Source organism: Winslowiella toletana, from assembly GCF_017875465.1.
GTDB lineage: Bacteria > Pseudomonadota > Gammaproteobacteria > Enterobacterales > Enterobacteriaceae > Erwinia > Erwinia toletana.
In genome coordinates this window covers 263,162-276,050 of the sequence record NZ_JAGGMQ010000001.1, presented here as the reverse complement: position 1 = coordinate 276,050, position 12,889 = coordinate 263,162, and the positions used below count along the sequence as shown (strand labels likewise).

The 12,889-nt window shown below is 56.2% G+C and carries 13 protein-coding genes; 10 read left to right on the top strand and 3 right to left on the bottom strand.

The genetic code is table 11. From position 1 onward, the window contains the following. Positions 1-147 precede the first annotated feature (147 nt). Together J2125_RS01350 and J2125_RS01345 are read right to left on the bottom strand one after the other, a co-directional pair. Complete coding sequence (locus J2125_RS01350; protein WP_017802906.1) at positions 148-933, bottom strand: SDR family oxidoreductase; 786 nt, start codon at positions 931-933, stop codon at positions 148-150. A gap of 51 nt (positions 934-984) precedes the next feature. After that, on the bottom strand, positions 985-1,881 hold the full coding sequence (locus J2125_RS01345; RefSeq protein ID WP_017802905.1) for a GntR family transcriptional regulator: 897 nt from the start codon (positions 1,879-1,881) through the stop codon (positions 985-987). A gap of 190 nt (positions 1,882-2,071) precedes the next feature. On the opposite strand from J2125_RS01345, the gene J2125_RS01340 reads away from it, so the two are divergent. Genes J2125_RS01340 through J2125_RS01310 form a run of 7 tightly spaced genes read left to right on the top strand, consistent with a single transcriptional unit; the run spans position 2,072 to position 8,751 of the window. Then, on the top strand, positions 2,072-2,881 hold the full coding sequence (locus J2125_RS01340) for an ABC transporter substrate-binding protein (protein ID WP_017802904.1): 810 nt from the start codon (positions 2,072-2,074) through the stop codon (positions 2,879-2,881). Between the two features lie 29 nt (positions 2,882-2,910). Then, on the top strand, positions 2,911-3,636 hold the full coding sequence (locus J2125_RS01335) for an amino acid ABC transporter permease (RefSeq protein WP_017802903.1): 726 nt from the start codon (positions 2,911-2,913) through the stop codon (positions 3,634-3,636). Further along, positions 3,633-4,379, top strand: coding sequence for an amino acid ABC transporter ATP-binding protein (locus J2125_RS01330; protein WP_017802902.1), 747 nt, complete (start codon positions 3,633-3,635; stop codon positions 4,377-4,379). The genes J2125_RS01335 and J2125_RS01330 overlap by 4 nt, the downstream gene beginning before the upstream one ends. A gap of 13 nt (positions 4,380-4,392) precedes the next feature. Continuing rightward, positions 4,393-5,565 carry a M20 family metallopeptidase gene (locus J2125_RS01325; RefSeq protein WP_017802901.1) on the top strand — a complete coding sequence of 391 codons (1,173 nt, stop codon included), beginning with the start codon at positions 4,393-4,395 and terminating at the stop codon, positions 5,563-5,565. Beyond that, on the top strand, positions 5,562-6,665 hold the full coding sequence (locus J2125_RS01320; protein WP_017802900.1) for a mandelate racemase/muconate lactonizing enzyme family protein: 1,104 nt from the start codon (positions 5,562-5,564) through the stop codon (positions 6,663-6,665). The genes J2125_RS01325 and J2125_RS01320 overlap by 4 nt, the downstream gene beginning before the upstream one ends. Then, a complete protein-coding gene (locus J2125_RS01315; protein WP_017802899.1) occupies positions 6,649-7,818 on the top strand; it encodes a M24 family metallopeptidase in 1,170 nt (389 codons plus the stop codon). Before J2125_RS01320 ends, J2125_RS01315 begins: the two co-directional genes overlap by 17 nt. Before the next feature lie 9 nt (positions 7,819-7,827). Beyond that, on the top strand, positions 7,828-8,751 hold the full coding sequence (locus tag J2125_RS01310) for a dihydrodipicolinate synthase family protein (RefSeq protein ID WP_017802898.1): 924 nt from the start codon (positions 7,828-7,830) through the stop codon (positions 8,749-8,751). Here the strand turns inward: J2125_RS01310 and J2125_RS01305 are convergent. After that, positions 8,735-9,811 carry a glutamine amidotransferase-related protein gene (locus tag J2125_RS01305; protein ID WP_017802897.1) on the bottom strand — a complete coding sequence of 359 codons (1,077 nt, stop codon included), beginning with the start codon at positions 9,809-9,811 and terminating at the stop codon, positions 8,735-8,737. The two genes, J2125_RS01310 and J2125_RS01305, sit on opposite strands and share 17 nt — an antisense overlap. 68 nt (positions 9,812-9,879) lie before the next feature. Between J2125_RS01305 and J2125_RS01300 the strand changes: the two genes are divergently transcribed. The 3 genes from J2125_RS01300 to J2125_RS01290 all read left to right on the top strand — a co-directional run bounded on the left by J2125_RS01300 (position 9,880) and on the right by J2125_RS01290 (position 12,820). Next, complete coding sequence (locus J2125_RS01300) at positions 9,880-11,088, top strand: pyridoxal phosphate-dependent aminotransferase (RefSeq protein ID WP_026111951.1); 1,209 nt, start codon at positions 9,880-9,882, stop codon at positions 11,086-11,088. A gap of 214 nt (positions 11,089-11,302) precedes the next feature. Next, positions 11,303-12,151, top strand: coding sequence for a hypothetical protein (locus J2125_RS01295; protein ID WP_017802895.1), 849 nt, complete (start codon positions 11,303-11,305; stop codon positions 12,149-12,151). A gap of 45 nt (positions 12,152-12,196) precedes the next feature. Continuing rightward, complete coding sequence (locus tag J2125_RS01290) at positions 12,197-12,820, top strand: LysE family translocator (protein ID WP_017802894.1); 624 nt, start codon at positions 12,197-12,199, stop codon at positions 12,818-12,820. Positions 12,821-12,889: the final 69 nt, after the last annotated feature.

Genomic DNA, 12,889 nt, shown 5'->3' with positions numbered 1-12,889 from the left:
CTATCACAACCGATTTTGCCGCGCAGCACGCCGTTATGATGACGTGATGTTTGCAAGTACCAGGCCCCAACGACTTGTTGGGGCTTTTTTTCTTTCTGTCAGTCAGTTAAAGCATTAAGGGGGCCACAGGGGATCCCTTAATGTAAACTAAATGGCATCTATCATGCCGCCATCCACGCGGATGACCGAGCCGGTAATATAGCTGGCCTGCTGGCTGGCAAGAAAAGCCGCAGTCGCACCGTACTCGTGCGGCTGGCCGTAGCGGCCGACAGGAATACTTTGCCGGCTTTTTTCCGCCACCACTTCTGCGCTGCTGTTTTCGCGTCTGGCTTTAATCGCGTCCAGCTGGCTGACGCGATCGGTGGCAATACGGCCTGGCACCATAATATTGACCGTTACCCCCTCACTGGCGACTTCGCTGGCCAGGGTTTTTGACCAGCCCAGCAGACTCATGCGCAGCGCATTAGAGAGCGCGAGCCCGGCAATCGGGGTAATCACGCCTGAAGAGGTGCTGGTAATCACTCTTCCCCAGCGGCGCTGGCGCATGGCGGGCAGTAGCTTATCAGTAAGCTCGATTAGCGATCCCACCATTAATGTAAACTGCTGCTGCCACAATGCGGCGTCAGTGCCTTGTGCACTGGCTGGCGGTGGGCCACCCGAGTTATTCATCAGAATATCAATATCGCCCCAGTGCTGACGAATAGCATTAAGCACCTGGTCAAACAGTTGTGGTTCAGCCAGATCCAGGCGCCAGGCTTGTGCGGTGCCGCCTTGCTGCTGAATTAATGCGACGGTCTCGGCCAGCTTGTCGGGATTACGGCCGGTAACCGCCACCCTGACACCTTCCTGCGCCAGCGAGAGGGCAATCGCCTGGCCTAAGCCACTGCCCGCGCCACAAACCAGTGCGACCCGTTGTTGTATTTGCAAATCCATATTCACTCCTGATTGTATTATCAGGATCTGAATGTGCAAAAATAGTGCCGGTTATGCACCGGGCTGTTTAATTTGTACCAGGTCACAGGCCACTTGCAGATGCTTTCTCATTAATTCGGCGGCCAGCTGATGTTTGTTATCACGTAACGCATCCAGGATCGCGACATGCTCCTCGCACCACTCTTTCACGCGGCGTTTATTGTGATAGCTGCCAAATTCCATCAGGCGGCGCAGCCGGTTCTGCTGCTGAATCGCCTGGATAACAAACAGATTGCCACTGGCTTCCGCCAGCGACTCATGGAAAGAGGCATCGGTTTCAAAGATATCTTTAGCCGGAACCTGGGTAATATCCGCATGGGTAATCAGCCGTAAATGCTGGGCGCGCAGGCGTTTCAGCAACTGCCGGTCCATCCTGAGTTGTGGCGTCAGAAGCGCGGCGGGTTCAATCATCAGGCGGAAACCATAACTGTTTCGCAACGCCACTTCTGAATTTAGCGTCTGCTGAAAACGCCAGCCATGGCCTGCATTCCGCGCAATCAGGCCATCTTCCGACAGCAAAACCAGCGTACGCGTCAGCACGCCGCGGTCGACATCGTAGCGCTGACTGATTTCAGTCTGGGTAAATGACTCCGGTAGCGTACCGGCAAGGCGATCGCGCACCAGCAGTTCATACAACGTCTGGTCATTGCTTTTAGTCTGTTCAATGGTCAGCTGTTGCAGTTGATCGCCGCTCTTAACCAGATAGAACCCCTGATTAGGACGGGATTCGACCACTCCCAGACGCGTCAGCTCTTTCAGGCCGGCCCGCACCGGCGTACGTGAAACACCCAGCGCATCGGCCAGATGTTGTTCACGTAAATGATGACCTGGATCGAATCTTGCTTCATATATCAGGTCAAGCAGTTGTCGGGCTATCCGGCGACTGCTGGCAGTAGAGTCAGGCTGCATGAGTAACTGTTCCCAGAAGTGCATTATTGTGCTCTGAATATACAATAATATGGGGTAAGGTTTGCAACGTAATTAGGCATTGTATGCACAAATATTGTGCGTGGTGCACTAAAAAGAGACAAGTAGCTGTCGCCATGATTGTATTTATTGATTCATAAAAACCAATTTAATCGCTCACCAGGAGACAAAGATGAACCGCATAAATGTAAAGTTCCGCCTCAGCGGAGTAGTGCTGGCCGTTGCGTTGTCGCCATTATTCAGCCAGGCGGCGACGCAAAGTGTCAGTCCAGGCAAGCTGACTTATGGCACCGCGGCCACGTTTATGCCGTTTGAGTATGTGAAAGACGGCAAGCTCAGCGGATTTGATATCGATCTGATTAGCGCCTTGTCGGCACGGATCAACCTGACGCCTGCGCCAATGCCGATGGAGTTTAAAGGGTTAATCCCGGCACTGCAGAGCAAGCGGCTCGACATTATCAACTCCGCGATGTACGTCAACCCGACGCGTGCGGCGCAGGTGGATTTTGTGCCTTACCTGAAAATCGGCAGCCGCGTAGTGGTGCGCAAAGGCAACCCGGAGGGCATTACCGGTCGTGACCTGTCGCTGTGCGGCAAAAATATTGCGGTCACTCTGGGGGGCATCGAAGAGAGTCAGGCGCGAGTGGATAACAGCCACTGCCTTGAAGCGAAAAAGCCGGCGATTAATGTTATGACCTTTCCGGCCGCTACCGACTCCGCCGTCGCTGTGGCGCAGGGTCGCGCCGATGCTGAGTTCCTTTCTACGCCCGGTTCAGTGGCGTTGCTGAGCGAGAAGCCGGGGATGTTCGAAGCCGTCGGTCCTGAGTTTGAAGCAGATACCCATATCGCTTTCGCCATCCGTAAAGGGGATAGCGCAACCCGCGCGCAACTGGAGAAGGGGCTGGCAAGTCTGGTAAAGGATGGCACTTATCGGCAGCTGATTGAAAAGTGGAACTTCCCGGACTCCGTTGCCATTTTCTAATTCGCTTCAGCCGTTAACCGGAGAATGCTATGTCGATTGATTTAATGTGGCAGTACTTCCTGTCGCCCGAGTTCCTTCGGGGCGCCTGGATGACACTGTTAATTACCTTGTGCTCGTTGTTGTGTGGCGTGGTGCTTGGACTGGTGCTGGCCTTGCTGCAGGAGGCGCCGTTCCGTGCCGCAAAAGGGCTGGCGTTTTTCTACCTGTGGCTGTTTCGCGGCACGCCGGTGCTGTTTCAAATCATTTTTGTTTACAACGTGCTGCCTGGCTTCGGCTTAAGTTTTTCCGCGTTTACCTGTGCGGTTCTGGCGCTTTCTCTTAATGAAGGCGCCTATATGGCAGAGATTCTGCGTTCAGGTTTGCAGGCAGTCAAAAGTGGTCAGCGCACCGCCGGGCAGGCATTAGGGATGACCAATGCGCAGATTATGCGCAAGATCGTACTGCCGCAGGCGGCGCGAATTGTGTTACCGCCGATGGGTAACCAGATGATCAGCATGCTGAAGTCGAGCGCGCTGGTCTCCGTTATCGCGGTACAGGAACTGCTGCTGGTGGCGAACCAGACGGCCAGCGCCAGTTTTCGCTACTTTGAAGCGTTGTGCGCCGCAGGCATCTATTACCTGCTGCTGACCACGCTGTTTATGATCTTCCAGTCCTGGCTTGAACGCGTGCTTGATCCCAGACAGCGGCGGATTAAAAGCCAGAAAGCATTGTCCCGCCTGATGAAACTGCCTGAATCCGTGCGGGAGGCGCCATGAGTGATGCACAAAAACCGTTGCTGGAGATGATCGGCATCGACAAAACATTTGGCCGCCAGATGGTGCTGAAAAGCTGTTCGCTCAGCGTCAACAAGGGTGAAACCGTGGTGCTGATCGGGCCTTCCGGTTCAGGGAAATCCACGCTGCTGCGTTGTGTAAATCTGTTATCACCGGCCGACAGCGGCGATGTGTTTTTCGGCCACCAGAACGTCAGCCGTGGAGAGGTGCCGCCCCATCAGTTACGGCAGCGCATCGGCATGGTGTTCCAGAACTATGAACTGTTCTCACACCTCACCGCCGCCGAGAACATCATGCTGGCGCCGATGACGGTATCAGGAATCAACCGTATTGAGGCACGCAAACTGGCGGAAAATCTGCTGGCAAAAGTGCGCATTAATGAACGCGCCGATCACTTTCCCGATGAGCTATCCGGTGGACAACAGCAGCGCGTGGCGATCGCCCGTGCGCTGGCCATGAAGCCGGAGCTGATGCTGTATGACGAACCTACTTCGGCGCTGGATCCTGAAATGATCCGCGAGGTGCTGGATGTGATGGCCGAACTCAGCGCCGAAGGCATGACCAGTATGGTGGTGACCCATGAAATGGGGTTTGCCCGTCGTGCCGCCAACCAAATCCTGTTTATGGAAGAGGGAGAAATTATCGAGCGGGCCAATACCCACGACTTTTTTACCGGCCAGGTCAGCGAGCGCGCGCAGCGTTTTCTCGACCAGATTTTACATTGATAGTGGAGTGGTTATGACGACTTACCAGGTTGACAGCGTACGGATGAAAAAAGATTTAGCCACGCTGGTTGCCATTAATACCGAGAATCCGCCGGGTCAGGAGCGCGAGGCTGCCGAATGTGTGGCGGGCTGGCTGCGCGCGGCCGGTTTTGATCTCTCTTTTAGTGAGTATGCGGCAGGCCGGACCAATGTGATTGCGGTGCTGAAGAATGGACCAGGTCCGTGTTTTGCCTTTAATACTCATCTTGATACCGTGCCTGCCGGGCAGGGCTGGAGCAGCGATCCCTTTACCTTAACGGAGCGTGAGGGGCGTTTATACGGGCGCGGCGCCTGTGACGCGAAAGGCCCGCTGGTGGCGATGGTTGAGGCGCTGCGTCTGCTGGCCTCGCGGCGTGAAAACTGGTCTGGCACCTTAATGGCGGTGTTTACCGCCGATGAAGAGGTGGCCAGTGAGGGCGCGAAGTTTTACGTCAAAGATGCGCCGCCCGCTATTGATTACGCGGTGATCGGTGAGCCAACTTCAAACGCCACCTTTTCCGCGCATAAAGGCAGCCTGCGACCGCGCGTGCGGGTGAAAGGCGTCACCGCGCACTCCGGTACACCGGAGCTGGGTATTAACGCCATTTACCAGGCCGGGCGGCTGCTGGGGTTAATTGAAGATGCACATCATCAGCAGGTGCGCTGCCGCTGCCATGCGCTGGTAGGTAACGCCAGTCTGACCGTCACCCGCATTCAGGGCGGCCATGCTGACAATGTGGTGCCGGACAGTTGTGAACTGCTGCTTGATCGCCGCATGGTGCCCGGCGAAGACGAAGCCGCAGTGAAAGCCGAATTGCAGCAGCTGTTGAACAATGCCTGTCAACAGAGCGGTGTAGAGGCGGAAATCGTTGCCTGGCAGCCAACCACCGGCGGCGCAACGGAAACCGACGCTAGCGAAGCGATCGTACAGCACAGCCTGAACGCCTGTCGCCGCCATGGTCAGCCAGAAGCGGGTCCGTTCGGTTTTCAGGGGGGCTGCGATCTGGTGCATTTTCGCGCTCTGGGGGCAAAAGGCGTGGTCATCGGCCCTGGCTCGCTGGCCATGGCGCATAAACCGGATGAGTTTGTGCCGGTTGAGGAGTTTATTGCCGCGGCGTCTGTTTATCTGGATATCGCCATTGCCATGCTGCAGGAGCCGCAATCGTGAAAGCGCGGTTATGGCGTGGTGATCTGCATTATGCCGGTGTGACCTTGCATACCGCGGCGTCCGGAGCGGTCAATGCGCTGGATACCCTGTGGCTGACGCTGGAAGATCACGGCGTTGAAGGGCTTGGCGAGGTGCGTCTCAATATTCAGTATCTGCATGGTTACAGCGCGCAAAGCGTGCTGAGCAATGTCAGGCAGGCATTAACGCAATGGGACTGGCGCTGCGACGCCATCACGCTGTTGCAGCAGGTCCATGCTGCGGAAAGCGGCTTGCTGGCGCCGACGCGTATGCTGCTGGATATGGCGCTGCACGATTTACTGGCGCGCCGCGAGCAGCAAAGCCTCGCCGCCTGGCTTGGCGCACCGCTGGCTGACGCGCACTACGGCACCAACCAGACACTGTTCTGGGGCAGCGAAACGCAGCTGCTGACGCAGGCGCATCAATATGTTGCCCGCGGATTCACCCAGTTGAAATTGCGTACCGGCGTCGGGGATTTCGCCACTGATATGGCGCGGCTACAGCGGCTGCGGCAGGTGTTTGGCGACCGCATCTCACTGGCCATCGACGTTAATGGTCAGTGGTCGCTGGCGGATGCGCATTATGCCATCACGCAGTTAAAGACGCTGCAGCTGAGCTATATCGAGCAACCTCTTGCCCCGGCAGACGACCAGCAGCTTGCTGAGCTGACGCGCTACGGCATCCCGATCATGCTGGATGAAAGTCTTAACAGCGATGCCGCAATCGCATGGCTTGCCGCGCAGAACGGTGCGATCTGGGGCCATCTGAAACTGGTGAAACTGGGCGGTATTGCCCCCACGCTGGCCGCCGCACGACGTCTGCAGATGGCCAGCGTGCCTTTTATGATCGGTCAGATGAATGAAGGCCATGCGGCGACAGCTGCGGCGCTGCAATTGTGTCGCGTCGTGCAGCCCGCCTTTGCCGAACTGTATGGCGCAGACGGCTTAACCAATGATCCGGTCAGCGGACTGACCTATCGCCACGGGCATATCGCCGTGGCTGACTCTCCCGGCCTGGGCGTGCATTTCGATGCCGCACACGCCATTTTCCTTCAGGAGTTTAGTGATGCAACAACACAATAATGTGATTCAGGGTAGTGAATCTGCTTTTAGCGCCGGGGAGTATAGCCAGCGCATACAGCGTGCCCGCGAGCGCTTAAACGCCGCAGGTGTCGAGGTGATGATCGTTACCGGGCCGGAAAATATCTTCTGGCTGACCGGGCAGCAAACCCCTGGTTATTACACCTTTCAGGCACTGCTGTTGCCGGTGGAAGGCGAGCCGGTGTTTGTTATCCGCCAGCTGGAGTATTTCAACTTTATCGCCAACACCTTTATCTCTGATGCCGCGATTTATCAGGACGGGGATAACCCGGTGGAGTTTCTGGTCGGCAAACTACAGCAGCAGGGCTGGCTGAACAAACGCATTGGTCTGGATAAGCGTGGCTGGTTTTTGCCGGTGGCGGTGTATGAAGCGCTGCAAAGTAAGCTGGGGAATATTGCTGATACCGCAGGGGTGATTGAGCCGCTGCGCGCGGTGAAATCGGCAGCGGAAGTGGAAAAAATTGCCAGCGCGGCGCGTTATGTCGATGCCGGGATGCGTGCCGGTATGGCGGCTATTCGCAGCGGCGCCGATGAAAACGCGCTGGTGTCGGCAATGATGGGTGCGGCGATCGCGGCCGGTTCTGAATATGTCGGCATGGAACCTCTGGTCTCCAGCGGCCCGCGCAGCGGCGTTCCTCATGGCACCTGGCGTCGGCGCGTGATGCAGGATAACGATCCGGTATTTCTGGAAATGGCCGCCGCACACGATCGCTATCATGCAGCACTGATGCGCTCGGCCTGGCTGGGACGTCCACCGGCTGTCGCCATTGAGATGGAAAAAGTGTGTCAGGAAGCGTTGCAGGCCGCGCTGGACGCTATTCGTCCGGGGGCGACCTGTGAAGCGCCGCATCTTGCCTGTCAGCAGGTAATTGATCGCGCCGGATTTACCGACAACTTCAAAAAGCGCACGGGTTACTCGATTGGCGTCTCGTTTGCGCCGGACTGGGGCGAGGGCGGTATTCTCAGCCTGTATAGCGGCGTCACCACCGAACTGCAACCCGGTATGACTTTCCATATTCCCCCGGCCCTGCGCATTTACGGCGAGTTTACCGTAGGCGTCAGTGAAACCGTGGTGGTGACTGAAACGGGCTATCGCCAGCTCGGTAGTCTGGCCCGTCCATTAACTCTGCTGTAAGGAATTGACATGAAAGACATTATTGAATGCCGTGAACGTCTGCGTGGCATTTTTAATATCACCGTGACCCCATTTGATGCTCAGGGCGCCATCGATTATCCCGCGCTGTGTGAAAATATCGAGCGGGTGATTGGACTGGGATATGACGGTATTTTGATTGGCGGCACGTATGGTGAGTTTCCGGTGATGTCGCTGGCTGAACGCCGCGAGCTGTTTATCAAAGTGATGGATGTGGTGCAGGATCGCATCGCGGTGATGCTGTGCAGCGCCAGTTCCGATCCGCGTGACGCGCGGGAACTGACGATGCTGGCCGGGGAGCTGGGCGGCCTGCCAATGGTTACCGCGCCTTTCGTCAGCGAAATCACCGAAAGCCAAATCCTCGACTATTTCAAAGAGATGGCGCCGTTATCGCGCACCGGGATTCTGGTTTATAACGCGCCGGGTATTGGCATTACTCTGTCTCCTGCGCTGCTGGAACAGCTGGCTGATGTGCAGGGTGTGGTTGGCATCAAGCAGGGCGATTTAAACCCGACCGCTATCGATCAGATCGCCAGTCGCTTGCGTGGCCGCCTGCGTCTGTTCTGCGCTTCTGACCTCGCGTTCCTGGGGCCGATGATGGCGGGTTTTGATGGCATCAGCACCACCAATAGCGGCGCGTTACCGGAGTTAATCCTTGGCACTTACCGCGCACTGGAGCGGGGCGATGCGATCACGGCGCGCGATCTGCACCAGCTCTGGTATGACTATCGCGCGCTGGCGCGTCAGCACGGTCAGCCGCAGTTAGTGAAAGCCGCCATGGCGCTACGCGGTTTTAACGGCGGCACAGTACGCGCACCGCTTAAACCGATATCCGGCGAAGCACTGGCCGCGCTGACCAGTGTTATGCAGCAGCTGGCCAGCGATCCCCGTAGCGGCATTAAGCTGACTGGCTGATTGCCGCCTGTAAAAACGCCGTGAACAGCGGGTGAGGGGCATCCGGGCGTGACAGTAATTCCGGATGTCCCTGAACCCCATGCCAGAACGGTAAATCCGGCTGAGAAATCGCCTCAACGATGCCAGCCGTTTCCGCACTGATCTGCACACCGCTGGCGGCCAGCTGGGGTAACAGCGCCGGGTTAAAGTGGTAACGATGGTTGTAGTGCATCCGGCTGAGGTAAGCAGGCAGCAGCGTGGAAGCGAAGGGCAGTACGCCGCAGCGATGGCGGCCATCACTGAAACGAATAAAGCTGTGCAGTGGCGCGCTGGGATCCACTTCAGCCAGCATGGCCTGCTGATAGCCTTCTGACAGATGCACGGCTGCGGTCGCCATGCTTTGCATGCCAAGGCATAAACCGAGGGTGGGCAACCCGCTCTTCAGCGTTGCTGCCGCCAGCTTAATCTGACCGCCGACGGCCGCCATCGACGCGCCGCCCGGTAGCACCACGCCAGCCAGACCCGCCAGCTGATGCAGATCGGCGGGCAGGGTAGCGGCATCGAGAAAGCGTATTTCAATACCGAGGTCCAGGGCGATGGCGGCATGATCCAGAGCGGCTAAGGTCGCGGGACAGGCCTGACGATGATCGGCTTCGCGACCCACCACGCCAAGGGGCAGCGCGCGGTTTTGCCGCGGAGCGGTCGGTTGCAGGGCGTATTCCAGTAACAGCTGCTGCTGATCATGCAACGACAACTTCTCAGCGCTGAACTGACTGTAAAGCCGTGGTCCGGGTAGCGCGGCAATACGCGCTTTTTGCGCGAGCGACACGACTATCACCGCATCCTGTCGCGGAAGCTCCGCAGGATGGGTGACTTCCTGTTGCAGGGTATCACTCTGATACAGACCACTGGTGACACAGTAGCCAGCGGCAATCACATGTTGATAGCTGTCAGGGAAATCGCCGGTAAAGTCCGGGCGCAGGCTCCACAGCGGGAGGTTAAGCTGGTTGGCCCATAAGCTGGCGGTTAAACCAAAGCAAGCCGGAACGGGTGAGTCATCTAGAATGAAAATCGGTAACACGGCATATGTCCTGCTGATGATGGGTGGTTAATTGTATTAATTGAATCATGATATACAAAAGAGGATTTATGAATAATAGTCAAACAGCCCGACGTATGCAGCGAGTCCGCCCTTCACCAACGGCGGCGATTTCAGACCAGGTAAGGGCGCTGGAAGCCGCTGGCAAGGCGGTCATCAATTTAGGCGAAGGGGAGCTGGATTTCGCCACCCCGTCAACCATCAGTTACGCCGGTATTGCCGCGATCGTACAGCAGCAGACCAAATACACGGCGGTTGCCGGTACGGCGGCGCTGAAGTCGGCCATCGCCGCCAAGTTTATCCGCGATAACCATCTGCAATTTCAGCCGGAGCAGATTATCGCCGGCAGCGGTGCCAAACAGCTGATTTTTAATGCACTGCTGGCGACGGTGGATGCCGGACAGCAGGTGATTATTCCGGCACCCTACTGGGTTTCTTATCCGGATATGGTGACGCTGGCGGAAGGTGAACCGGTAATTATCCCCTGTGACGAACAGCATGGCTGGAAACTGCAACCCCGGCAGCTGGCGGCAGCCTTAACCCCGCAGACGCGCTGGCTGATCCTTAACTCACCCGGCAACCCAACCGGGGCGATTTACAGCGCACAGGAACTGCGCGCGCTGGCGGAGGTGTTAGCCGATCATCCGCAGGTATTAATTATGGCGGATGATATTTATGAGCCGCTGCGCTATGACCAGACGCCATTCGCCACTTTTGCTGAGGTTGCGCCGCATCTGGCGCATCGCACCTTAACGGTCAATGGCGTGTCGAAAAGCCACGCCATGACCGGCTGGCGACTTGGCTATGCTGCCGGACCTGGCTGGCTGATTGAAGCCATGCAGATTTTGCAGTCACAAAGTACCTCCAATCCCAGCAGTATTTCTCAGGCGGCGGCAGTTGCCGCACTGAATCAGCCCGCTGATTTTTTAACCGGGTGGATTGAAACGCTGGACCGGCGTCGCCGCACGGTGCTGGCAATGGTTAATGAGGTCGACGGGTTAAGCGCCAGCGCGCCTCAGGGGGCATTTTATCTGTTTGCCAATTGCCAGCAGCTTTTGGGCCAGCGCACGCCACAGGGTGAAAAATTAGTCGACGATAAAGCACTGGCGGCATGGTTGCTGAATAATGCACATGTCGCTGTGTTACAGGGTTCGGCCTTTGGTATGCCCGGCTTTCTGCGTATCGCTTATGCCATTGACGATGCCTTATTGGATTTAGCCTGCAGTCAGTTAAAGGCGGCATTTGCCAGACTTAAGTAGTCATTGCGGAGAGTGGCAAAACGCGATGAAAAATGGCGCGCAAGAGGTCATGATGGCCTGATGGTCACAATCTTGTGAAAGGCCCACCCCGGTGAGCCTTGTTATTTGTGCAGGCTTAAGCATAAAAAATTATTCTCCGCACAGTATGAGCGTGTAACCCATGCCATTTACATTTATCTTAATCATCAGGGATTCAGGTCTTACGGGGAACAGAATGATTAAAACGATTTCTGGCGTGGCGACGGTGCTGATATGTGGCGGCTTACTCAGTTTTACCGCCAGGGCCGCTGAGCAGTGTCCGCTGCACAGTAAAGCAGTTAACGACAGCAACGCGATTATTATGCTGGGCGGCACCGCGAGGGGGCCGCTTAAGCAGGTAGTGGTCGGCGGATTTGGTAAAGATGTCGATCTGCAAAAGCGTCTGCTGGGGCAGTTCGACAATTGTGGCAATCTGCTGATTGCTGACAGCAGTTTCGATAAGAATGAAGGCAATGTGCTGCTGAACATGGAGCAGCATGTGGTGCGCATCCCCGGTGGCTGGCAGGCGGAATATGTGATTTCCGTTAAAGTGAAACAGCAGGAGAAAATGGTGGAGGTCAGTAATAAACAGGGCACCATCAACTACCAGCCGGGCAAAAACGGTAATATCACCAGCTCCACCGATGTGTTTACCCTGATGGGCAAAAAAGGATTTACTGAGACCACCTACAGCCATGACCGGCATTTTCGTTTGCTGAAAAGTGTGGCGCGTAGCTCCGATCATCTGAGCAATGGTGAATATCGCTATCAGTGGAATCGTAAAGGTAATCTGCTTACCACCACCTCGGAGAAGAGCAAAGAGACCTACAGCTACGATAAGCAGGAACGCGAACTGGGACTGCATAGCGTCGCCACCACGGCGGTAAGCACGATTACGACGGTTGATGAGTGTCAGTCCTGGGATGATATCGGCAACTGCACTCTCAGTTATGGTCGTGAAACGGAAGTGTTCGATAACAATACGGTTAAACGTCATATCAGCACCGCCTATCGTTTTGAGTACTGGCCGGCTGCGGCGCAATAGTATGACCAGGTTACTGACTATTTCTGTTATCCGGAGCTGCTGGCTATGACCGCTTCACTGTTATCTTTTTTTATCGCCATTACCATTCTGACCTTAACCCCGGGTTTTGATACCGCGCTGGTGCTGCGTACTTCTGCCGCTAATGGCTGGAAAAAAGCGCTGGTGACTGCGCTGGGCATTAATGCGGGTTGCCTGTTATGGGGCATGGCGGTGGGGTTTGGCCTGGGCGCCCTGTTACTGGCGTCGGAGATGGCTTATAACCTGTTAAAAATATTGGGTGCAGCCTACCTGCTGTGGCTGGGAATCGGTCTGATTTTGCAACCGCGCAATCAATTCTCTGCCGCGGTGGAAACCAGCAGTAAACATCGCGGTTATGGCAGTTTCTTTATTAAAGGTGTGCTGGGTAATCTGCTGAACCCAAAAGTCGGGGTGTTTTACGTCTCGTTTTTGCCGCAGTTTATTCCGGCCGGTGCTTCGGTGCCTTTATGGTGCTGTGGCATGGCGATGGCCCATGTGGTGATTGGCACGCTGTGGAGTTGTGCACTGATTGCCTCAACCCACTATTTTGCCGCCCAGTTACGTAAACCGCTGGTGATGCGTGTGATGGACCGCCTGACTGGTTGTGTATTTATCGGTTTTGCCGCCAGACTGGCGTTATCGAAACGTTAAATTATAAGGGCGGCGAGAACGCCGCCCTTACGGATATATTGATGTAGGGACGGCGTTCTCGCCGCCCGT